This window comes from Streptomyces sp. R35 (assembly GCF_041053035.1).
GTDB lineage: Bacteria > Actinomycetota > Actinomycetes > Streptomycetales > Streptomycetaceae > Streptomyces > Streptomyces lutosisoli.
This window is the reverse complement of sequence record NZ_CP163440.1, coordinates 2295795-2318736: the sequence shown is the minus strand read 5'-3', so window position 1 is coordinate 2318736 and position 22942 is coordinate 2295795. Positions and strand designations below refer to the sequence as shown.

Genomic DNA, 22942 nt, shown 5'->3' with positions numbered 1-22942 from the left:
CAGCCAGGGTGTTGAGACGGCGCTGGACGTGCCAGGCGGCGAAGAGGTCAGGATGGGAGCACGCAGTACCCGCTGGCGGAACAAACGTAGCCGGGCGGACAGCATCCGCCGAAACAGCATGTGCTACCTGAGGGACAGCAATGGTTACTGCAGCAAGTGGTACCCGATGGGCAGCACGCGCCGTTGTTGGGGCAGCACACGTAGCCCGAAACACAGCAGCCGCCGAAGGAACAGCACTCGCCTCCAGCAGGACAGCAGGTCCTGCCGTCACAGCACTTGCCACCTGCCGGACAGCACTCGTCACCGCAGCACGAGCTGCCGGCTGCACAACACTGCCCGCCGCAGCACACCCTTCCAGGCGGGCAGCACAGGCCGTTACAGCATGAGCTGCCGGACGGGCAGGCATTGTCGCAGCTGCCGCAGTTGTTGGTGTCGGTTTTTGTGTCGACACATGTGCCACGGCAGTTGGTGCGGAATCCGCAGTTCTGGCACCCTCCTGCCGAAACCGCACAGCCCTGATTTTGGAATTGAACGCACGACACCCAATCACTCTGTGATAGCGAGGACCCGGAAACATCGCGACACTGAAATCCTGTGCACCATACCTGAGCTGAATACGGGAACGTGCTAGTTGGCACGCCGACCTTCAGGGCGGGGAACTGCTCTTGAACGCAGGATGTCGCCTCTGACTGAGTGAATGCGACCGCTGTTCGCACAGCGACCACGCATGACGAGCCGTCTTCGACATAAACCGTCATTGGCACGGGAATGACGCAGCTGCCGTTGCTGCAGCGACGCTCCCCTGAACACGACTGCGGGCAGCCTACGCCGCAGCCGCCGCAGTTCTGGACGTCCGTCATTTGATCCTTGCACAGACCACCGCAGCAGAGATTCCCGGATGGGCACGTGGTGGCGCACGCCCCACAGGCGGCCGGGTCGGAAGTCAGGTCGCGGCACGTGCCTGCGCAGTCGGTCAGTCCTGGTGGACATACGCAGAGGCCGCCCTGGCAGATCTTGCCGCCGGTGCAGAGGTTTCCGCAGGTGCCGCAGTTCCTTATATCAGTTGCCAGGCTTGTGCATGCGTCAGCGCAAACAGTCGGAAGTTGCGGCGGGCAGACGCAGGCACCGTCAGCGCAGATCCGTCGGCCGGTGCACATCGTCCCGCAGCTGCCGCAGTTCTGCACATCTGTGGCGAGATTACGACAGGTGCCTGCGCAGTCGGTCAGTCCTGGCGGACATACGCAGAGGCCGCCTTGGCAGATCTTGCCGCCGGTGCAGAGGTTTCCGCAGGTGCCGCAATTACGGGGGTCGGTTGCCGGATTGGTGCAGCCGCCGTTACAACACAACTCTCCTTGGCTGCACACTGTGCCGCAGGCTCCGCAGTTACGCGGGTCCGAGGCAAGCGTTCTACATGTTCCAGCGCAGTTGGTCTGGGCATCAGGGCAGCAGATGCTGCCTGCGCCACCCGGTGAGCAGTGCTGTCTGGTGGGGCATCCGAATGTCTCCCGACATTCGGCAATCAACTCAAGCCGGCAGTGTCCGCGCGCCTCACCGGTGAGATCGTCGCAGCGCGGATCCTCGGTACAGACCACGTACAACTGATTGTCACACGGTCTCGGTCCGCAGGCCCCATTGACACAGCTCGCCCCGCTGCAGCCTGCGCCGCAGCTTCCGCAGTTCTGAGGATCGTTCGTGAGGTTGGTGCATGTGCCTGCGCAGTCGGTCAGTCCTGGCGGACATACGCAGAGGCCGCCTTGGCAGATCTTGCCGCCGGTGCAGAGGTTTCCGCAGGTGCCGCAATTACGGGGGTCGGTTGCCGGATTGGTGCAGCCGCCGTTACAACACAACTCTCCTTGGCTGCACACTGTGCCGCAGGCTCCGCAGTTACGCGGGTCCGAGGCAAGCGTTCTGCATGTTCCAGCGCAGTTGGTCTGGGCATCAGGGCAGCAGATGCTGCCTGCGCCACCCGGTGAGCAGTGCTGTCTGGTGGGGCATCCGAATGTCTCCCGACATTCGGCAATCAACTCAAGCCGGCAGTGTCCGCGCGCCTCACCGGTGAGATCGTCGCAGCGCGGATCCTCGGTACAGGCCACGTACAACTGATTGTCACATGACTTGCCTATGGTGTTCGCACCCGCGATCCAGCGGGCACGCATCACTCGGGTACTCGGGCCGCCGAGCGATGCCTCGGCGGTGAAGGCTGGGGCCGCCATGGCGAGGAGCTAGCCGTAAGTTGGCGACAGAGGCGTCACGAGGAAGCAAAACTCGCCAGTGACGTCGACCGTACAGCTGTAGTACTCCACGACCTGAGTGTGGTGGTTACGAAAGATCAGACGGATTGAGACCAACCGACGGTCGTTTGTCACAGTCGCACGCGTGTCGACGCCCGCGAGCGCTTTTCGGTCGTCGATTTCTTGCACCGTGGTGCGGTAAATGGCGGGATAACGGAGAGCGATGTAGTTGCATGCTCGGTGTGTGTCGGTGAAGCCGTGGTTGTCGGCACGCTTGGTGAGGCGAAAGAAAAGCTCCCTCATCACAACTCGATGATCGCTATTTGCATTACCGTTACCCTCGCCATCAGTGTCCCCGTTCCCATCTTGCAGCGCATCGATGAATTCATCGAGTGTGAAGGTGAGGATCTGGTCGGCCGAGACGAGCCGCAGCCCGGTCGCCGACCAGGCCCACGTAGGTGGCACCGCCGCAGGTCGACCGACCACGACGTTGATTACATTCTCCTCGCTCGCCGGCACGAACGCTTCGATCAACTGGCGGGCGTCATGGCTATCACGTGGCACCACGGCGAAGCTGTCGAGCCCTTGCGTTGTGAAGACCCAGCAAACGTGATGGGAAAGGTAAAGGCTGTCGTCCTGCTGCAGCACGGTCTTCAGGCGATGATGTTCGCTGACTTCCCGATCTCCGACTTGCGCGGCAAGCTGAGCGAATTCCTTCTCCACATCAAGAGAGAGGAACTGTGGTGATAGCCGCCCGATCGCATAGACGAATTGGTCTTGCGCTAGGGGCATGCCGAGTGATGTTGTACCGGGAGCAGGTTGCTGGCTGCAGGCGGTGCAGCCCGTAGGAGCCGGAGCGCTCGTCATCGACCCCCCGCACGTAGCGCAAGGAGCGTTCTTCCGTGTGCTCGTCATCGATCCGGGCATAATGGCGACCTGCGCCTGTTCGGGCAGTTGAGGCGTCTCTCCCGACAGCGGAGTAGACAAGGGAATCGGGTCGGGTGTCCGCATGGGCAGTTCATCCATGCTGGGACTCCCTTCCCGTTGATGGGACGAAACCAATCCAGCGGTTTAGCCGTTCCGCCCGCTCCTGGCAGCCACTACACGGACGAATGCCGAGTGCCGTGGTTCCGCGCTTGACGACTTCTCCGAGCCCTACTTGCTCCCGGGCAATGAAATGGGGAAGCCTCACACGGTAGCGTGCCTTCGTGGCTTCCCCTCCTGGAGCGTCACCTTCTTCGGTCACGCTGGCATCAGAGCCCTCTTCGATCACCGCAATCACCGCCTTATGGTCGTGTGGACTCCAGCCCAAGACGTTTCCATCAGAAGCTGAAATTCCCCCGCTACGGCAAAGCACCCGAACGGAAGGTTTCTACGCAGGGGCCGACGAGTCAATGCCTCTTGCTCGATTCATTTCCGGTCCCCAACAACACTGCGTCGAAGAGTGCCCACCAAACACATCGGTGATCTGCCGGACGCTCTCCTTCCGCGTGTCGTAGGGGTGTCGGAAGCCCAGAGCCGCCAATAGTTGATCTTGGAGGCGTCAGTCCTTCCGTCGGGCGGCGGGGTCGCGGTCGGCGACGTGCCGGGCGACCGCGTCGACGCCGGGGCGGTGTAGCGCTCCAGAGAGTGCACGGAGGCGTGGCGGGAGCGGGCCAGCAGCATTGGGGTGGAGGTGCCTCCTCGGCGCCGTGTGTGAGCGCGCTGTGGCGTAGCCGTTGGAGTGTCCAGCCGTCCAGGTCCTCGATGTCCTCGTTGGAGGGCGCCCTTCCGCGGTAGCCCAGACGGGGACACCCCCCTGAGCAGGCGATCCGGCGAGCAACGAAGCCAGTCGCCGCCCGGTCCGCCCTAACCCAGACGATCGGCTTCGTCACCAAGGCGCTGAACGCCTGAGCCTTGTCGCCACGCCTGCCTTAAAGACGTCACGGGGAGAGCCGCTACGTTGCCGTCGGGCTGGTGGAGAGCTTCGCGCAGGGCGGCATTCTCCGCTTCGAGTTCGGCGTTACGCAGCGTCAGTGCCTGGATGTGGTCGGCGTAGGTGGCGATGGTGGCGCGCGCCTCTCGCTGCTCGGCTGCGTGCTGGGAGCGCAGTGTGCGCTCGGCCTTCTTGAGACGAGCGATGTCCGCGGTCAGGACGTCGGTCTGCGGGCGGGGCACGTCGGGTGTCTTGAGGAGCCCGGTGATGATCTTCGCCAGGGGTGAGCGGTAGTAGGTGGCGCGCGAGACGCCCGCTTCCTTGCACAGCGTGGAGATAGTCAGGGCGCCGCTGGTGTGTTCGGGGGTTCCGGTGACGATTCGCTCGAAGGCGTGGACGACGGCTTGGTCCGTACCCGGTCGGATGGGCACGCCGGCATGCTCCAGGGCGTGCCGCAGCCGCAGCGCGGCGGAGTCATTCATGCGTTGGGGTTTTCGGTGTGGCGCGGAGTTCTGCGATGGCGTGGTCGAGTTCGGCGATGTGGGTGGTCAGCGCGGCGCTCTGGAGCCGGGACAGTCCGGTCGGGGCGTCGAGCGGGCGCTGGGCCTGGACGCGGGCGGTCGTCAGGCGGGGCAGGTGGACGCTGGAGCGGCGGGCATTAGGGCAGGTCAGGCACATGGTCAGCAGCGGCAGGGGTCGGCCCGTGTGCTGGGCCCGCTTCGCGCAGAGGGCGGAGGAGGGCTGGTAGAAGCAGTCGTTGAGGATGCCGGGGTGCAGGGTCTTCGTCAGATGCTGCAGCATGGTGCGCAGCCGGGCAGGGCTGGCGACGATGCCCGGCAGATCGCCCAGTTCCCGGCGGATCCGGGCGAACTCGGCGTTCACGCGGCCGGCGGCGCCTCCGCTGGTGCGGTGGCCGTCGTTCCAGTCGCGGTAGAGGTCCTCGACGTAGTCCAGCTGGGCGATGGCGCGTTCGGCGGCGACCTCGGCGGCAAAGCCCGAGGGGGAGGTGCCTGCGTAGCCTTCGAAGAGGGCGAGTTCGGCGTGCTGGTACTGCCGGGCGCCGGCAACGACGCCGAACGGCTGGTGCGCGATGTGCCAGGCCAGGGTGCGGCGGAACTGACGGGTACTCAGCCGCCACGGCACGAGTTCCTCCTCCCCTTCTTCACTCCCCGGTTCTTCATGAGCGGACGTGCCGTTGTCCGGCGACGGCGCGGCCGTGTGGAGCGGCAGGTAGGGGGCGTCCGGGGTGCTGAACAGTTCGTTGAGGTGATCACGGAAGTCGTTCAGGCGCTTGTTGACCGAGCCGAACAGGACAAGGCTGTTGCTGGTCATGCCCTTGTGGCCGAACAGGTGGGTCGGGTCGTCGTTGACGTCCGTGAGCAGCGCGGCGGCCTGGTGGACGATGTCGAGCACAACCCATTCGGCTTCCTCGCCGGAGAGCTTGCGGCCCTTGAGGACCCGGCCGCGCAGCTTGTGGCGGACACGGCCATCCGGACCGTTCTCGGTGAACGCGCAGTCAGGGGCGAGTTCCCGAACTTCGGCGTCCCTCATTCCGGACAGGTAAGCGATCACGATCCAGCAGGCCGTGCGCAACTGGACCAGTTCGGTGGCCAGCTCCATCGGGCCAAGGCCCGGCCGCCACGGGCGTCCGCTGCCGGGCCAGATCGACAGCGCGGTCCGCAGGCCGCCGGCCTGGTAGCCGAGCTCGCCAGCTGCCTCGGTCAGGTACCGGCGGACCTCGGCGGAGACGGACACTCCGGTCATGCGGGCGACGAGCGCGGCGTTGGGCGCCTGCGGCACTCCGTCGATCACGGGGATACTCGGGCGGCGGGGGGCCTGGCGGCGAGGCAGGGCGGGAACGCCACGACCGGCGGCCCGCAGCTCGGCAACAAACGCATCGATCCGGGCCCGAGCTGAGCCGTTACCGCGAAAGGGCCGCGTTGTCTGGTGAGCGGCGGTCAGCTCGGCGAGTTCGCGCTGCGCGGCCAGGATGTCGGGGCCGGCGGTGGTGACGTAGAAGACGGCGCCTTTCACGAGAGGAGCGATGATCTCCTCGGGGATGCGCTCGGTGGTGTTCTCCCCGTCGCGGATCACTCCGGCCACCGCGTGTCCGGAGCGGCCGGGCCAGGGGTTGACCAGCAGCCGGTCGGCGGTTAGGAACGGCCCATGGGCGAACAGGTGCTTCACGGCGGTCACCCGCAGTGCCGCCTCCTCCGCCGAGACGGTCTGCCACCGCTCCAACGCGGCTTGCAGGTGATCCGTCGTTACGTCACTCAGGCGGCGGGCGCCGACTGTCTGAAAGGTGGCGATGACGGTCCGGGCCTTGTGGAAGGCCCCGAAGATGCCGGTGAGTTTCATCGGGCCTCGCCGGACCAGGGAGGAGTTGCCGCGCCGCAGACGGGAGTAGAGATATTCCCGCAGTACCAGGGCCGTGACCGGGTCGGCAACCGATGTGAAAACGATCGTGCGCTCGCTGGTGCTGCGCGGCAGGAACGGCCTCATGTCCCAGACAGGGTCGGCGAAGCGGGGCCCCGGCCCTGGATGACCCGCGGCGGCCAGCACATGGTCGGGCAGCACGGGCGCGTCACCCGGGACCGGCGCAGGTCCTGCTGGCCGATCCGGACCGGGCTGCTCGACGGAGGCGGAAGAGCGGGTCGTGGGAGTCATGTCAGTCCCTGAAGGATCTGGCCGGGCAGGTGCAGGGCCGCGTCGTGGCTTTCCGCGATGAGCCGGGCGGTGGCCTGCTGCTCGCCGGTGAACTGCGGCAGGATGCCGGTGGTAATCCGCTCCCACGCCAGTGCATAGCGGGCGTTCCACTCCAGCACCGTCATCTCCTCGCGCTGGGTGCTCAAGAATCCGGCGAAACTGAGAATCGCTGGCAGGTGCCTGGTGGTGAACACCGCGTTCGGGCACTCCAGACAGCCCCACACCGCCACCGGGCAGCCGGAGCCCGGGCGGCGGGCGAACGGTGAGGCGTAAAAGTCACGGCAGGACGCCAACCACACGTCGCTGTCCCCGGACAGGGCCGCCGCAACCTCATCGGGAGGCACCTCGGCCGCCGAGGTGTCCAGCCTGCGGCCCTGGTCATCGAGAACGACAGGCGCTTCCAGCGCGGCGTCCAACGCCTCGCGCAGGCCCTTCTCGACAGCCTCCTCATGCAGCGGACGGTGCGCGTCGATGTCGGCGTAGTGCTTGGCCGCGACCCGGGGACTGTGGCCCTCGGCGAAGTCCTCCAGCAATCCGCCGGTCTGCCGGTAGCGGCGCGATTTGTAGCTCTTGCGCAGCCGCCGCAGGTTCAAGACCGCGTCCTCGCCGGATGCCTCGAACAGCGAGGTGAGCTGATGGCGTTCAACGAACGCCTGCTTGACCGTGGCGAGGGTGGTGGCCCGGTGACGACCGAAGGTGGCAATCACCCGCCCGTCGCGCAGCGCGTGTGTCCACAACAGATCCGTTCCGGTCAGGCGGCGGCCGTGAGCGGTCAGCCGCACCGCAAGGCGGATCAGCCCGCCCGGCTGGTGCACGGCGCCGCCGTCGGTCACCCGCAGCGTTTTGCGGGACTGGCCGTGGGCCCGGTTCTTGACGTAGGCGATACTCACATACCCGCGGGCCGGGTTGATCAGGCAATCGGCCGACAGCCGGCACGCGGCTTCCGGCTCCAGACCGGTCTGGCACATCAGCAGCACCACGAACGCCATCACGTCGTATGCCGTGAGGAAGAAATGGCTGTTGAGCCTGCCGATCCCGCCCAGATCCGTGATCTTGTCCATGGCGCCGTGCTCCGCGCGCAGTGCTCCCGTCAGCGGTCCGCGGTCGGCGATGTACCACGCCGCGTTCTCCTGTGTCCAGCCGTGCCAGCCCCCGCCGGCCGGGTCCCGTCCGACCGCGGCCAGCCGCTCGCCAGCCAGCATCCGGTCGCGGGCTGCACGCACGTCGGCCAAGGCCGCCGCCTGAATCGCCTCGAACAGCGCATCCGGGTAGGCGTCCAGCGGCCGGCCACGGCCCTGACCGACCTGGACCGTGGTGAAACCCAGCCGGGCCTGCATCGCCGTGCCCAGCCTGTCCGGGTGTTCCTCCTGGACGAGCCGCAGCAACTTCACCAGCTGCTGCATCCGCAGGTACGGCGTTGTGCTGGAATCCCCGTACCGGGCGACCAGGCTCGTCTCGAAGGAATCCAGGAACTCCGGACGCAGGTCCTCCAGCTCCACGTCGCTGTGCATGTCCCCGGTCTTGGCCAGGTAGGTGACGAACTCAGTCAGCGTGGACGCGTAGCTGTCCGTCGTACCCACATACTTCTGGCGGTTCTCCACTCCCGCCAGGCCCGCCAGCGCCCGGGCCAGGTGCCGCACCAGCCGAGGGCACGCCAGCGCAGAGAAGTCGTAGCATCGCTCGACCCCGCCGGAGAACCTCGCAGTGAACATCACCGGACCCACCGCCGGGACCGCCTCCGGCTCCGGTGGCAGCTCCTCCGGAGCGGGAAACCGCACCCGCCGACTCACGTCGCCTCCCCGGCCCGCTCCAGCGCCATGCTCTGCGCGTCCCACTCGGCCAACGCGGCCAGTACGATCTCCTGCGCCTCATCCAGCACGTCGAGATACACGTAGACGGTGGCCTCGCGGGCATGGCCGAGGAGCAACTGCAGGGTCCGCATCGGATTACCGATCAGCAGCCGCCGCAGCTCCGCGTGCGCAAGCGGCCCGTCCAGCCGACGGCCCAGAGCCCGAACCGTCTGGCGCAGCAACAGCCCCAGCATGTACACGGCATAGGTGTGACGCAGGGTGTGCGGGTGCACCTCGACATCGACCCCGAACGAAGCGCACCGCGCGTTCGCCCGCCGAAACACCGCCTGCCACGCGGCCGGCGCCAGCGGCCGCCCGTCATCGGCCAGCCACAACCACAGCGGTTCCCCAGTGCGCCTCACCAGACGTCGACGTTCCGCCGGACCGATACGTCCGTACGGCCAGCTCCGGGCGCCGCCGTCCAGCACCAGCGCATACCGGCCCGTGCGGATCACCGTCCCGTCCGCAGACGCGGACGGGAAGCGGCCCTGCGCCATACAGCGGGCCACGATCGCATCCCGCTCGACAGCTATGAAGTGGTGGAACTGGCGCACCTTGCGCGGCGGCAGGAACACCCGGCGCCCCTTGCGCCGTTTCGCCACCGCGCCCGCCACCCTGAACTCCCCCAGCTTGCCCGGCGGTGGCACCTCAGGCACCAGCAGACATGACGCCTCACCCAGCCGCATCCCGCTGTGCACAAGACCGTCGGCGAACAGGGCGTTGCGCTCGCTGTGTCGCCCTCGCCACGCTGGATCAGCGCCGCCTTCCGGCAATTCCCCGCGCAGTCCCACGTCCCGAAACAACAGGTAGTCCTCGAAGGAGACGAACCGCACCGGCTCGTCCTCCGGATCTTGCTCCATCTCCGCGTTCACGTGGACACGACGGGGGCCGGCAGGTGTCATCACCGTCTTGTCGACGTACCGGAACGGCGCCCGCTTCAGCAGTCCAGCATCCAGTGACCACGCCACCCACTTGTCCAGCGCCGCCACCGACCGGTTCCACGTCCCCACCGACACAGCACCCGGCCCGTCACACCACAACCGCACTCGCTTGTAAGCCCGCAGATCATCGCCGTCGCACGCCCAGATCGGCTTTCCATGTCGCGAGGTCTCCAGGAACCGGACGAAGAGCATCACGTCCCGGGCGTATCCCAGAACGCTGTTCTCGGCACGCACACCCCAACTCGGCAACTCCCGCAGAAAGCGGTTCAGTTGCAGGTCATACGAGCCGTCCCCTGCCAAAATGAACGGCTGACCCTCGCGGACACCTACACGGTCCAGCACAACCACCGGGCCAACAGGACCCAGGCAGCTCTCCGAACGAGCCCGGCTCGTCGTGCACAGATCAGCGATCACGGCACCGTCCCCATCCCGCTCGTTGACGTCGAACCCGTCCACCATCCCGAAGCCGAAGCACAGGCGCCTTTTCTCCGCTCAGGAACCACTCACGCTGGTGATCTGCTCACGGACCAGAGGCTGTTGATGAGACACATGTGGTAGCTCACATAAACGGCGAGCTGGTGGCGTAGAGCGAGGATCTCGGCGTCCTTGGCGCGGTCGCTCATCGGAAGCAGCCACAGAGCGGCGAAGACATGGGTGGCGGCCAGGTAGGCGAGACGGAGCAGCACGAACGATGATCCTGCCCGCTGTTGATCCATGACTACCGGCGGGGGCGGACCCGCTGCAATGCACGTCTCCGCGCGATCAGCCCCGAGGGTCACGACCTGCACGGATGAGGTTTCCGACAGGCGCAGACACACGGAGCGACCTGTGCGGCGGTCGGACGCCGGTCCGCAGTCGTACACCGCGTCCGTGGAAACGGCCCGTGCGGCGAGGCGTCGATCTGCGGAATTGAGCCGCTGCGGGCCGTGGAGGCCCGCTCTTCGGCTGGCGTCTATCGTTCCCGCCGAGTAGGTAGCTGCGCACCGAGTTCTGCGGTGTCCCTCCCCTCGTAGCGTGGAGTCCGTGATTGCAGGGGAAGTTGGGGTTCATAGGGTTCATGGGGTCCAAGCAACGGACGTACACGCCTGAGTTTCGTGAGGGTGCTGTACGCATCGTGATCGAGAGGGGCAGGCCGATCCCGGAGGTCGCCGAGGAACTCGGCGTGCACTCCGGCACGCTGCACAGCTGGGTGTCGCGGTGGCGCCGCAACGGCTCCGCGTCGTCCGACCGGCCGGCCGAGCCCGCGCCGCCGGGTGGACGGATGCGCGAGGCCGAGCGCGCCGAGCTGGAGCGGCTGCGGCGGGAGATGTCGGAGAAGAACAAGCGGATACGCGAGCTGGAAATGGAGCGTGATGTCCTCAAGCGATGCATGGTCCTCTGGGTGAAGTGACCGTGACGGACCCGGCCGCCCTGGCCGCGTTCATCGGTAACCAGAGGACCGAGCACTGCGTCCCGCACCGTCTGGCCTGCCGGGTCCTGGGGGTGTCGGAGTCCTGGTTCTACAAGTGGCGCGACAAGCCCACCACCGCGCGTGAGATCCGGCGCGGGCAGCTGGCCGCCGCGGTCCGGCAGATCTTCGAGGGCTCTGGCGGCACCTATGGTTCCCCGAAGGTCTGGCTCCTCCTGGTCCGCGCGGGCTGGCGGGTCTCGGTGAACACCGTCGCCCGTCTCATGGCCGAACTCGGCCTGGCCGGGCGGAAGGTCCGCCGACGGCGCGGGCTGACCCGGCCCGGCAAACGGCCGGCGGCCCCGGACTTCGTGCGCCGTGACTTCACCGCGGACGCTCCGGACCAGGTGTGGTGCGGCGACATGACCGAGATCACCACCGGTGAGGGCAAGCTCTACCTGGCCACCGTCATCGACCTGTTCTCGCGTCGGCTGCTCGGTTACGCGATGGGCGCACGCCATGACGCCGAACTGGTCGTGGCGTCCTTGAACATTGCCGCGGCCGCCCGCGGCGGTGACGTGAAGGGTGTGATCTTCCACAGCGACCGCGGCAGCGAATACGGCTCCCGGCGCTTTCGCCGGGCCTGTCGCCGCTTGGGCGTGACCCAGTCCATGGGCCGCGTCGGGTCGTGTTTCGACAACGCCGTCAGCGAGGCGTTCAACAGCGTGCTCAAGGTCGAGTACGTCCACCGGCACACGTTCGCCACCCGCACCGAGGCCCGACTGCGGATCGCGACCTGGATCACCGGCTTCTACAACACGCACCGACTACACAGCGTGTGTGGATATCAGAGTCCGATCGACTACGAGCACAACCACCGGGCCAACTCCGCCTTGGAACTGGCCGCTTAGAAGATCTCCACAGTTCGAGGGGATTGACAGCAACACCTTCCCCCTCTTCACCCACTACGGCGTCCCCTTGTGGGTGCCGGAAGTCGGCGGAGCCATCGACCCGGACAACGAGGCCCATGACCTGATCATGTCCGTCTTCGGCGGCATGTCGAAGGGCGAGCGCAACCGCATCAAGATCCGCGTGCATTCCGCCATGGCCTCGCAGACCCTCGTCGAGGGCCGCTACCTCGGCGGACGCCCTCCCTATGGCTACCGGCTCGTCGACCTCGGCCCGCACCCCAACCCCGGCAAGGCTGCCACCGGCAGACGGCTGTACGGCCTGGAACCCGACCCTGTGGCGGCTCCCGTCGTCGCACGGATCTTCACCGAGTACCTGCGCGGGCTCGGGATCTTCGCCATCGCCGAAGGCCTGACCCGCCACCAGATCCCCAGCCCCTCCGCACACGACCCGGCCCGCAACCCGCACCGCGACACACGGGCCTGGTCCAAGAGCGCCGTCCGCGCGATCCTCACCAACCCCCGCTACACCGGCCGCCAGGTCTGGAACCGGCAGCACAAGCACGAAAGCCTGCTGGACATCGAGGACGTCACCCTCGGCTACACCACCACGCTGCGCTGGAACAGCAAAGACAAATGGGTCGTCTCCCAGCGCATCGTGCACACCCCGCTCATCGACGACGAGACCTTCGCCCAGGCCCAGGACATCCTCGCCTCCCGCACCCGCACCGGACCTGCCCACGGAGTCAAACGAACCCAGAACCTCTACGTCCTGCGGGGTGCGCTCATCCACTCCGCGTGCGGGCGCAAGATGCAAGGGCACTGGGCGCACGACGAGGCGTACTACCGATGCCGCTTCCCCGAGGAGTACGCCCTCGCCAACCACATCCATCACCCCCGCAACGTCTACCTGCGCGAGACGTGGATCCTCCCGCCACTCGACGACTGGCTGAGCAAGGTGTTCCTGCCGCACCGCCTCAACGACACCATCGACCTGATGGCTGGTGCCGCACCCCGCGTCGGCGATGAGGAGGAGGCCGCTGAGACCGCCCGGACAGTGATCGCCGACTGCGATGCCAAGCTCGCCACCCACCGCGCAGCCCTCGAAGCCGGAGCCGACCCCGCCCTCATCACTCAGTGGATCGCCGAGACTCAGGCCCGCAAAGCCCGGTCCGAAGCCGAATGGCGCACCATGACCAAAGGCCCCGGCGCCCGGATGACCCGTGACGAGATCGCCCGGCTCGTACGCTCCATCAGCGATCTGGCCGCCGTCGTCCGCCAGGCGGAGACCAGGGACAAGGCGGAGATCTACCGTCAGCTCGGGCTCGCCCTGACCTACGACTCCGGAAGACAGAAAGTGCTGGTTGAGATGAACCTCAACCAGCACTCTGCGGCAACCCGTGGGCTACCAGTCGGTGTCCGAGGGGGGACTTGAACCCCCACGCCCGATAAAGGGCACTAGCACCTCAAGCTAGCGCGTCTGCCATTCCGCCACCCGGACAAGGTGTCTGTCGCGCGGGGTTTCCCTCGCGGCGACAGAGGAAACATTACCAGGCTTTCCAGGGCCCCTGATCACGCCCTGTTCCCGCGTGAACGGCGTGTGACGGGCCGGGACCGGCCTTGGGCACCGGCGGGGGTCGGAGAGAGGATGAGGGGGACCACCAGCAGTGACAGTGGGAGGAAGCAGCGTGAGCGAGTCGAACACGGCCAGGGGCGTCTCTGGCGAGGACGAGGTCGTGGACCTCTGTCGCGAGCTGATCCGGATCGACACCAGCAACTACGGGGACCACTCCGGGCCGGGCGAGCGCAAGGCCGCGGAGTACGTGGCCGAGAAGCTTGCCGAGGTCGGGCTGGAGCCGCAGATCTTCGAGTCGCACAAGGGGCGCGCCTCCACGGTGGCCCGCATCGAGGGCGAGGACCCCTCGCGGCCCGCGCTGCTCATCCACGGCCACACCGACGTCGTACCGGCCAACGCGGCGGACTGGACCCACCACCCCTTCTCCGGAGAGATCGCGGACGGAATGGTGTGGGGCCGTGGCGCGGTCGACATGAAGGACATGGACGCCATGACGCTGGCGGTCGTCCGGGACCGGCTGCGCAGCGGGCGCAAGCCGCCCCGCGACATCGTCCTCGCCTTCCTCGCGGACGAGGAGGCGGGCGGCACCTGGGGCGCGCGGCACCTGGTCGACAAGCACCCGGACCTCTTCGAGGGCGTCACGGAGGCGATCGGCGAGGTCGGCGGGTTCTCCTTCACGGTCAACGAGAAGCTGCGGCTGTATCTCGTGGAGACCGCGCAGAAGGGCATGCACTGGATGAAGCTGACCGTGGACGGCACCGCCGGGCACGGTTCGATGATCCACAAGGACAACGCGATCACCGAGCTGTCCGAGGCCGTCGGGCGGCTCGGGCGGCACACGTTCCCGGTCCGGGTGACGAAGACGCTGCGGCACTTCCTCGACGAGCTCGGTGACGCGCTCGGCACCGAGCTCGACCCGGAGAACATGGACGCGACGCTCGCCAAGCTCGGCGGCATCGCCAAGCTCATCGGCGCCTCCCTGCAGAACACCGCCAACCCGACCCAGCTGGGTGCCGGGTACAAGGTCAACGTGATTCCGGGGCAGGCCACGGCGCACGTCGACGGGCGTTATCTGCCGGGGTACGAGGAGGAGTTCCTCGCCGACCTGGACCGGATTCTCGGACCGAAGGTCAAGCGCGAGGACGTGCACGCGGACAAGGCGCTGGAGACCACCTTCGACGGGGCGCTGGTCGACGCCATGCAGACCGCGCTGTCCGCCGAGGACCCGATCGCACGCGCCGTGCCCTACATGCTCTCGGCCGGCACCGACGCCAAGTCCTTCGCCGACCTCGGCATCCGCTGCTTCGGCTTCGCCCCGCTGAAGCTGCCGCCGGAGCTGGACTTCGCGGGCATGTTCCACGGTGTCGACGAGCGGGTGCCGGTGGATGCGCTGCAGTTCGGCGTCCGTGTGCTCGACCGCTTCATCGACGCGTCGTGACGTGTTGACCCCGGTATTCGCCCGCGCGTACGGAGATCACCTGGGAAGGGTGAATGCGACCATAAGCTCGTAGCTCTAGTACTCCCTCCTCGTTACAGGTGTAGCGATCCGCTACTTGGGATCGCATTTGCCAACAAGGAGGAATAATGATCAAGAAGGTCGTCGCTGCTGCGGCTGCCACTGGTGGTCTGGTTCTCGCGGGTGCGGGCCTGGCCGTCGCCGATGCGGGTGCTCAGGGTGCCGCCGTGCACTCCCCGGGCGTCCTGTCCGGCAACGTCATCCAGGTGCCCGTTCACGTCCCGGTGAACGTCTGCGGCAACACGGTCTCCGTGATCGGGCTGCTGAACCCCGCCTTCGGCAACACCTGCATCAACAAGTGACGTTGTGCCTCACCCCATGAGGGTCTGAGCCCGTCGGCCCCGGAGTGCGCGCCATGCGCTCCGGGGCCGACCGGCTTTCGGCGCACGCACTGGACGAATGCGTGCGCGTTCCGGATGGTCCAAGCCAAGGGCTAAGGCAGGGAATTCAGTTATGCGACAGGTCACCCGCAAGGGCCTGATGACGGTGGCGGCCGCGACCGGCGTACTCGCCGCGACCGGCGGCTACGCACACGCCGACTCGGGTGCGAACGGCTCCAGTTCGGACTCGCCCGGCGTGCTGTCGGGCAACACCGTGCAGGCGCCGGTGCACGCGCCGGTCAACGTCTGTGGCAACACCGTGAACGTCGTCGGGGTGCTCAACCCGGCGATGGGCAACACGTGCGTCAACCACGGCGGCGGCAGCGGTTCCTCCGGGGGCGGCTACGGCGACGGAGGCTCCCACTCCGGAGGTGGTGCGCAGGCCGGCGGGCACGCCAGCGACTCACCGGGCGTCGGCTCCGGCAACCATGTGCAGGCGCCGATCGACGTGCCGGTCAACGTCTGCGGCAACAGCGTGAACGTGGTCGGCGTCGGCAACGCGGCGGCGGGCAACGACTGCGCCAACGGGACGGGTGGCGGTCACTCCACCACTCCGCCCGGCGGCGGTCACGAGACGCCGCCTCCGGGTAACCCCGGGCAGCCGGGCCACCCCGGGCAGCCGGGCCACCCCGGGAACCCGGGTCAGCCGGGTCAGCCGGGTCAGCCGGGTAACCCGGGCACTCCGGGTCACCCCGGGCAGCCGAGCCAGCCGTCCACCCCGGGCGGCAAGCACCCGGGCGGCTCCTCGAACGCCAACCACCCGGGGGCGCAGTCCGTCACCCAGCCCGAGGGCGCCGCGCAGCTCGCCCACACCGGCAGTGACCTGCCGCTCGGTGTGGTCGTACCCGCCGGTGCGGGGGCGCTGCTGGCCGGTGCCCTGCTCTACCGGAAGGCACGATCGGCGGCGTAAACCGGCACGAACATGAGCACAGCGTCACACATGTCCCCTGTGGCGTGAAGAACGGAGCGGGCCCCGCCAGTGCGGGGCCCGCTCCGTTTCAGCGGCCTGTCGTCACCACGTGGCGCGCACCTGGCGGATGATCCGCCGGCGCAACCGCACCTTGCGGCTGCCGTCGCGCAGCAGGCTCAGGCGGTCCAACTCCCAGTGTCCGTACTCGGCATGGTCCGTCAGCAGGCGTGTCGTCTCCTTGCGGGAGACCCCGCGAGGTACGTACACGTCGACAAATTCGTATTCCGGCATCGCATCTATTGTGCGGGCAGAGGCCGTGTACGGATAGCGTCTGCACTATGTCTGATGCTGTGCAGCCCACCGCTGCCGAGGTACGCGCCGCCGCCGAGGCGGTCAAGACCGCTCTCGACCGCCACCTGGCCGCGGTCGAGCGCAGGACGGGTGAAGACGACCCGGGCGTCTACGAGGCGTTCAACGAGCTGGCCGCCGCGGCTGAGGAGTACGACGAGCTCCTCTACGACCGCTACGACGAGGTCACACCCTTCGAGATCCCCGGTACCGACGACACGCTGCCGCCGTACACGGGCCCTGAGGAGCCGAATGCGCTGAGCGTGCTGATCCGCCGGGACTACGCGGTGGTGGAGCCACAGCGGCTGCTGGCGCAGGCCCAGCGCGTGGAAGCCGTGGAGGAGGACGGCGCCACCGCCACCGCGGGCTTCGACGCGGCGGCCGGCACGATCCACGGTGCGCTCGGGGTCCTGTTCGGCGAGTTCGAACCGGACGAGATCGCCTCCCGGCACAAGGAGTTCGGCCTGGAGGAGGCGGACTCCACACTCTGGGTGACCGCGGCGGACGAACCGGCCGAGCCCGGCGAGTGGCTGGAGATCCCGTTCGAATCGATCGATCCGCAGCGCGTGGTCTGCCGCTTCGACGTCAGCGCCGTCTTCGACGACGAGGCGGAGGACGACCTGGAGGACGACCTCGGCCCCGACGGGGATCTTGAGCCATTGGACGCGGACCACTAGCACGGCGGATCACTGAAAGCGTACGTACGGGGGTGGCGGTCACCGAGGTCCGGTGGCCGCCACCACTGTGTGCACGGAGCAGGGCGCCGGGTGCCGGAGAAGATCAGCCCGAGGCCGGTGCCTGCGCCTTGAGCAGGGCCGGCAGGCGCGTGGTGCGCGGCTTCTGCGGGACCTCCGCCACCGCCCGCTGAAGGGCCTGCTCCACCCCGTGCACCACGGACAGATGACGCTCGGCGCGGCCGAAGGCCGTGTACACCCAGGGCCTGGTCAGGGACTGCGCGGCGTCACCGGGGAGCACCACGACCGCGGCGGGCCAGCGCATGCCCACCGTCTGGTGCGCCGTGAGCGCCCAGCCGTGCCGCACGGACTGCTCCACCCGCTCCTTCGGTACGACGACGGGCAGACCCGCGCACTCCAGGTGCAGCCCGTCGGCGTCGGCCTTCACCACATGGCCCGGCACCGAACGGCCCGGCGCGGGGGAGTACGCGATCCGGTCGCCCGGGTCGAAGCCGCCGAAGCGGCCGGGGCCGGGGTTCAGCCGCTCCTTGAGGGCGGCGTTCAGCGCGCGCGTGCCGACCGCGCCGCCGTGCCCCGGCGTGATCACCTGGGTCTGCTCGGCCGGGATGCCGATCGCGCGCGGCACGGAGTCCGCGACGAGCTGCACGGTCCGGTGCACGGCCTCGCCGGCGTCCCGCACCGGGACGATCACGACCTCCTTGCCGGGCGCCTCGACCTGGTTCAGCTCGCCGATACCGACCCCGGAGACCAGCTCGCCGATCGGCCCGGGATCCGGGGTCCGCGAGGCCACCTGCGGGCACACCCGGGCGGCGAGCAGGTCGGCGAAGACCTTCCCCGGACCCGCCGACCACAGCACCCCGGGGTCCCCGCTCAGCACCAGCCGCGCACCGTCCGGCAGCGACTCGGCGAGCATGGCCGCCGTCTCGACGTCGAGCTGCGGCGCGTCGAGGACGACGAGGAGGTCGAGGTCGAAGGCGCCGTCCGCGTCCCGGCCCGGGCCCTCGGCGCCGGACAGGAGCCCCGCGACGGTGACGACACCGGTGCCCGTGCCGTCTGCGGGGCCGTCCGGCTGGTCGTACTGGGCCATCTGGACCGTGAAGCGGTCGCGGCCGCCCGCAGTGTGTGTGGCGGCCCAGCCGCGCAGGCCGAGACCGCGCGCGGCGTACAGCAGCGCCGCCGCTTCGGCCTGGGACGCGTCCCCGCCCGTGTGCAGGACCAGGCCGTGGCCCGCGACCGCGCGGATCAGCTCCGCGGTGGAGCGGCCGACCGAGGCGGCGGCCTGCTCCCAGTCGGCGGCCGAACCGTCCTCCTTCGGCACGGAGTTCATCACCCGGGCCAGTCCGTCGGCGAGGCTCTCCTCGGCCAGCGCGTACCGCTCCAGGCCCACCAGGACGCGGACCGGGCGCTCCTCGGGCTCCTCGGCTCCCTCCTCCTGCGCGGTGGGGGCCGGCGCCGTGTCGAGCGCGTCCTGGAAGACCAGGGCCTCGCCCTCCGCGAGGGCGCTCTGCACGGCCGCGTCGGCATCCGGCACCGAGCGCTGGGAGAGCGCGGCGGTGAGCGCCGGGGCGTCGAGGGCGGTGTGTCCGGCGAGGGCCGCCTGCTCCAGGAGCCAGACGGTGAGTGCCCGGCCGCGCCGCTCGTCGTCGGGGCCGCACTCCGTGCCGAGCAGCGCGCGGGCGAACCCGTCGGCCTGCTCGGGCCGCACCCCCGCGACCCGCAGCAACTGCCAGGGGTCCTCGCGCAGTTGCTCGTCGGCGCCCTCGCCCAGGGCCGCGACGGCCTGCGGCGCGAGAGCGTCGGGGGCGCCGCCCTCGGTCAGTACCGCGCGTACGGCTCCGACGGTCTCGGGTGCGGCGGCCGACGGTGCGGGGGCCGGGGCGGCCACCGGCTGCGGGCGCCGCGCGGGCTCCTGCACGATCCTGCGTGGCGCGGGCTCGGGCTCGCGGAACGCGGTGGCCGCGGGCTTCTCGCCGCTCTCCACGGCCCGCACCGCCGCGAGCAGATCCGCGGCCTTCCCACTGAGCTTGGCCCCGGCCTCGACCGGCCCCTGCTTCTCGGCCTTCCGCCGCTCGATCCGCTCCCGCTCCAGACGCTGGGCCGCCAGCTCGGCCTCGGCCTCGGACAGTTTCTTGGCGCCTTCGGAGCCTTCCGCTTCCGTGTCCCCGCTCTCGGAGGACGCTTCCGTGTCGCCGCCTTCGGAGGACGCGTCCGCGTCGCCCTCGGCCGCGCCGGCGTCGTCGCCCGCGGTCTCCGGGGCGTCCGCGGCCGTGTCCGCGCCCGGCGCCCCCGGCTCCGCTTCCTCCGTGGTCTCCGGCTCCGTGGTCACAGCGTGCTCCAGTCGTGATCGGGATAGTGGTGCACCGGTGCTGACACGTCGTCGAGCGCCCGGCAGATCTCGTCAGGAAGACTAAGGGTCTCCACTGACAACGCGGCCGTGAGCTGCTGCGCGTTGCGCGCGCCGACGATCGGGGCGGCGACTCCGGGCCGGTCGCGGACCCAGGCGAGAGCCACCTGGAGCGCTGTCACGGCGAGGCCGTCCGCCGCGGTCGTCACCGCGTCCACGATGCTGCTCGCCGTGTCGTCCAGGTACGGCGCGACGAACGGCGCGAGGTGCTCCGAGCCGCCCCGCGAGTCGGACGGCACCCCACCCCGGTACTTGCCCGTGAGCACGCCCCGCCCGAGCGGTGAGGAAGGGAGCAGGCCGACGCCCAGATCGAGGGCGGCGGGCAGTACCTCCCGTTCGACGCCGCGCTGGAGGAGGGAGTACTCCATCTGCGTACTGGCCAGGCGTGTGCGCACTCCCGGCGCCGCGAGCTGCCAGGTCGCCGCCTTGGCGAGCTGCCAGCCGCAGAAGTTGGACACGCCCGCGTAGCGCGCGCGACCGCTGCTGACCGCGAGGTCGAGCGCCTGGAGGGTCTCGTCCAGCGGTGTGGCCGGGTCGAAGGCGTGGATGTGCCACACGTCCACGTAGTCCGTGCCCAGGCGCGCGAGAGAGGCGTCGAGGGCGGACAGCAGATGGCCGCGCGAGCCGTCGAAGCGGCGGTCCGGGTCGGGTACGCTCCCCGCCTTCGTCGAGATGACCAGGTCCCGGCGCGGCACGAGCCCTTCTATGAGGCGTCCGAGCAGATACTCGGCCTCCCCGTCGCCGTACACATCCGCGGTGTCGACGAGGGTCCCGCCCGCTTCCCAGAACACCTTCAAGAGGTCCGCGGCGTCATGCTCGTCGGTGTCCCGCCCCCAGGTGAGGGTGCCGAGTCCGATCCGGGACACACGCAGGCCGGTACGGCCGAGATGCCTCTGCTCCATGGACGCCGAGATTACTGGCCAGAACTCGATACGTGGGGTGCCTGTGGACAACCGGGATCAGGGCAGTGTGGGCGACCCGGACCGGCCGTGCCCGAGCCCGTCCCTGCCGCCGTGCCCACCAGCGCGCTAGGGTCTCCGGAACAAGGGACGTTACTGATCGGTAAGGGGATCGGCCATGCAGCTCGGGATCAACCTCGGCTACTGGGGCGCGGGAATGGACGCGGACAATCTCGCCGTCGCCCAGGAGGCCGACCGGCTCGGATACGCCGTCTGCTGGGCCGCCGAGGCCTACGGCTCCGACGCGGCGACTGTGCTCAGCTGGGTCGCCGCCCAGACCGAGCGCATCGACGTGGGCTCGGCCATCTTCCAGATCCCGGCCCGTCAGCCCGCGATGACCGCGATGACCGCCGCGACCCTGGACTCGCTGTCGGGCGGCCGCTTCCGCCTCGGCCTCGGTGTCTCCGGGCCGCAGGTCTCCGAGGGCTGGTACGGCGTCAAGTTCGACAAGCCGCTGGCCCGCACCCGCGAGTACGTGGAGATCGTACGGAAGGCGATGACGCGCGAGCGCCTGTCGTTCGAGGGCGAGCACTGGACCCTGCCGCTGCCGGGCGGCCCGGGCAAGCCGCTCAAGCTGACCGTGCACCCCGAGCGCGAGCACATCCCGCTGTACATCGCCGCGATCGGCCCCAAGAACCTGGAGCAGACCGGCGAGATCGCCGACGGCGCGCTGCTGATCTTCCCCTCCGCCGACCACCTGGAGGACACCGCGATCACGTATCTGCGCGCGGGCCGGGAGAAGGCGGGCAAGACGATGGAGGGCTTCGACGTCTGTCCGACGCTGCCGCTCGCCGTGGGTGAGGACAAGGACGTGAACGCGCTGGCCGACATGTTCCGCCCGTACACCGCGCTGTACGTCGGCGGCATGGGCAGCCCCAAGCAGAACTTCTACAACCAGCTCGCCCAGCGCATGGGGTACGAGAAGGAAGCCGCCGACATCCAGGGCAAGTACCTGTCCGGCGACAAGACGGGCGCGGCCGCCGCCATTCCGCACACCCTGATCGACCAGACCACGCTGCTCGGCTCCGTCGACCGCATCGCCGACCGGATGCAGGCATACGCCGCGGCCGGGGTCACCACGCTCTCGCTGGCCCCTGCGGGCTTCACCCTGGACGACCGGATCGCCTCGCTCCGGGCCGGTTTCGAGGCCCTGGAGCGTGCCGGGCTCGCGTAGCGCGCGATAGAGCAGGTCGGAGGAGAGGTTCTGCGGCCGTGGTGGGGGCTCGGGGGGTCTTCCCCGCCACGGCCGTCACGGAGAACAACGCGCCCGCGCCCCCTTGGTTACGCGCCTGGGCCTCCCTCGTGGTCCGTCGTTTGGCGGATTTGTCCGACACATCGGTTGCCGTGCTCCTGGCATCCCATTTGACTCGTTTTCTGCGCAGCCCTGCAGAGAGGTGTCAGCGAGATGCTTTCGGCCAAAAGTCTGTTTCAGGAGATCCTCGACAACGACGAGTCGTTCCGGCTCTTCTGTTCCATCGCCGCCAGCGGGGAATCGCAGGGGGGCTGGGAGAACGCCCGCATCGCCGCGCTCGTCCCGCCCGGCGAGCGCGAACTCGCACCCAAGATCGCCCGGCACGGCGCCGACGAGGACAAGCACGGGCGGATCTTCAACGCCCTCATGAAGAAGCGCGGCCTCGAACCCGTCGAGATCCCGTCCGACACCGACTACACCATGCTCCTGGAACGGCGCGGGATCGGGCTCGCGCACGAGAAGCTCAAGAGCGACCAGCCGCTCACCGTGCGGGACATCCTCACGTATCTCGCCCACAGCCGGGTCACCGAGCAGCGCGCCTCCGAGCAGATGGAGCTGCTGCGCAAGCACTTCGCGGACGACCCCGACATCGGCCGCGCGGTGAAGATGATCTCCGGCGACGAGGACAACCACCTCGCCTACTGCCACGAGGAACTGCTGCGTTTCGCGCACGCCGGACACGGCCGCGCCATCCAGGAGGCGCTGCGCGAGTGCGCGCTGGCCGAGATCCGCGTCTACCGGGACGTCAGCCTCGCCGTGATGGCCCACGTGGGGCGCATCCTCGGCTGGCCCAGGGCCAAGGCGGCGACGCTCGCCGTGGGCATCCACGCCGTCTACGCCTACGAGCGGGCCGTGGGCTGGCGCCGGATGGTCTCCCTGAGGATGCCCGAACGGCGTGACGCGCTCGGCGGCCCCGCGGCGGCACCCGAGTTCGCGTAAGCCGCCGTCACGCGGGCGCGCGCGC

The 22942-nt window shown here is 68.8% G+C and carries 18 protein-coding genes and 1 tRNA gene; 9 read left to right on the top strand and 10 right to left on the bottom strand.

The annotated features are described in order from the left end of the window. Positions 1-2222: 2222 nt before the first annotated feature. The 6 genes from AB5J50_RS10900 to AB5J50_RS10875 all read right to left on the bottom strand — a co-directional run bounded on the left by AB5J50_RS10900 (position 2223) and on the right by AB5J50_RS10875 (position 10329). The gene (locus AB5J50_RS10900) at positions 2223-3257 is read right to left on the bottom strand and encodes a hypothetical protein (RefSeq protein WP_369257058.1); all 1035 of its coding nucleotides are present in this window, start codon (positions 3255-3257) and stop codon (positions 2223-2225) included. Between the two features lie 822 nt (positions 3258-4079). Continuing rightward, entirely contained in the window at positions 4080-4628 is a 549-nt protein-coding gene (locus tag AB5J50_RS10895) for a hypothetical protein (protein WP_369257057.1), read from the bottom strand. Beyond that, a complete protein-coding gene (locus tag AB5J50_RS10890) occupies positions 4621-6813 on the bottom strand; it encodes a hypothetical protein (protein ID WP_369257056.1) in 2193 nt (730 codons plus the stop codon). The genes AB5J50_RS10895 and AB5J50_RS10890 overlap by 8 nt, the downstream gene beginning before the upstream one ends. After that, complete coding sequence (locus AB5J50_RS10885; RefSeq protein ID WP_369257055.1) at positions 6810-8642, bottom strand: hypothetical protein; 1833 nt, start codon at positions 8640-8642, stop codon at positions 6810-6812. Before AB5J50_RS10885 ends, AB5J50_RS10890 begins: the two co-directional genes overlap by 4 nt. After that, positions 8639-10102, bottom strand: a complete 1464-nt coding sequence (locus AB5J50_RS10880) for a tyrosine-type recombinase/integrase (RefSeq protein WP_369257053.1) — start codon at positions 10100-10102, stop codon at positions 8639-8641. The genes AB5J50_RS10885 and AB5J50_RS10880 overlap by 4 nt, the downstream gene beginning before the upstream one ends. 44 nt (positions 10103-10146) lie before the next feature. Beyond that, positions 10147-10329, bottom strand: coding sequence for a hypothetical protein (locus AB5J50_RS10875; RefSeq protein ID WP_369257051.1), 183 nt, complete (start codon positions 10327-10329; stop codon positions 10147-10149). Positions 10330-10700: 371 nt separating this feature from the next. Here AB5J50_RS10875 and AB5J50_RS10870 point away from each other — a divergent pair, with 371 nt between their 5' ends. The 3 genes from AB5J50_RS10870 (at position 10701) to AB5J50_RS10860 (ending at position 13373) form a co-directional block, all read left to right on the top strand. Then, positions 10701-11033 (top strand): transposase, encoded by a 333-nt coding sequence (locus tag AB5J50_RS10870; RefSeq protein ID WP_369257049.1) that lies wholly within the window; start codon positions 10701-10703, stop codon positions 11031-11033. After that, positions 11030-11941, top strand: coding sequence for an IS3 family transposase (locus AB5J50_RS10865; RefSeq protein WP_369257047.1), 912 nt, complete (start codon positions 11030-11032; stop codon positions 11939-11941). Before AB5J50_RS10870 ends, AB5J50_RS10865 begins: the two co-directional genes overlap by 4 nt. A 73-nt stretch (positions 11942-12014) precedes the next feature. Then, positions 12015-13373: a recombinase family protein gene (locus AB5J50_RS10860; RefSeq protein WP_369265364.1), complete on the top strand. Its 1359-nt coding sequence runs from the start codon at positions 12015-12017 to the stop codon at positions 13371-13373. On the opposite strand, the gene AB5J50_RS10855 is transcribed toward AB5J50_RS10860, so the two are convergent. Next, a tRNA-Leu gene (locus tag AB5J50_RS10855) sits at positions 13355-13439 on the bottom strand. The two genes, AB5J50_RS10860 and AB5J50_RS10855, sit on opposite strands and share 19 nt — an antisense overlap. 187 nt (positions 13440-13626) lie before the next feature. On the opposite strand from AB5J50_RS10855, the gene AB5J50_RS10850 reads away from it, so the two are divergent. The 3 genes from AB5J50_RS10850 (at position 13627) to AB5J50_RS10840 (ending at position 16320) form a co-directional block, all read left to right on the top strand. Further along, positions 13627-14952, top strand: coding sequence for a M20/M25/M40 family metallo-hydrolase (locus tag AB5J50_RS10850; protein WP_369257045.1), 1326 nt, complete (start codon positions 13627-13629; stop codon positions 14950-14952). A 146-nt stretch (positions 14953-15098) separates the two neighbouring features. Then, positions 15099-15332: a chaplin ChpH gene (gene chpH, locus AB5J50_RS10845; RefSeq protein ID WP_369257043.1), complete on the top strand. Its 234-nt coding sequence runs from the start codon at positions 15099-15101 to the stop codon at positions 15330-15332. Positions 15333-15483: 151 nt separating this feature from the next. Continuing rightward, positions 15484-16320: a chaplin gene (locus AB5J50_RS10840; RefSeq protein ID WP_369257041.1), complete on the top strand. Its 837-nt coding sequence runs from the start codon at positions 15484-15486 to the stop codon at positions 16318-16320. 102 nt (positions 16321-16422) lie between these two features. Here AB5J50_RS10840 and AB5J50_RS10835 read toward each other — a convergent pair whose 3' ends face one another. Next, positions 16423-16611, bottom strand: a complete 189-nt coding sequence (locus AB5J50_RS10835) for a DUF5703 family protein (RefSeq protein ID WP_028801646.1) — start codon at positions 16609-16611, stop codon at positions 16423-16425. Positions 16612-16658: 47 nt separating this feature from the next. On the opposite strand from AB5J50_RS10835, the gene AB5J50_RS10830 reads away from it, so the two are divergent. After that, positions 16659-17345, top strand: coding sequence for a hypothetical protein (locus tag AB5J50_RS10830; protein ID WP_369257039.1), 687 nt, complete (start codon positions 16659-16661; stop codon positions 17343-17345). A 103-nt stretch (positions 17346-17448) separates the two neighbouring features. Here the strand turns inward: AB5J50_RS10830 and AB5J50_RS10825 are convergent, their stop codons facing one another. After that, positions 17449-19689, bottom strand: a complete 2241-nt coding sequence (locus AB5J50_RS10825) for a helix-hairpin-helix domain-containing protein (protein ID WP_369257037.1) — start codon at positions 19687-19689, stop codon at positions 17449-17451. Next, a complete protein-coding gene (locus tag AB5J50_RS10820) occupies positions 19686-20669 on the bottom strand; it encodes an aldo/keto reductase (RefSeq protein ID WP_369257035.1) in 984 nt (327 codons plus the stop codon). The genes AB5J50_RS10825 and AB5J50_RS10820 overlap by 4 nt, the downstream gene beginning before the upstream one ends. 175 nt (positions 20670-20844) lie before the next feature. Between AB5J50_RS10820 and AB5J50_RS10815 the strand changes: the two genes are divergently transcribed. Next, positions 20845-21900 carry an LLM class F420-dependent oxidoreductase gene (locus tag AB5J50_RS10815; RefSeq protein ID WP_369257033.1) on the top strand — a complete coding sequence of 352 codons (1056 nt, stop codon included), beginning with the start codon at positions 20845-20847 and terminating at the stop codon, positions 21898-21900. A 231-nt stretch (positions 21901-22131) separates the two neighbouring features. Beyond that, entirely contained in the window at positions 22132-22917 is a 786-nt protein-coding gene (locus tag AB5J50_RS10810) for a ferritin-like domain-containing protein (RefSeq protein ID WP_369257031.1), read from the top strand. The last annotated feature ends 25 nt before the right edge of the window (positions 22918-22942 follow it).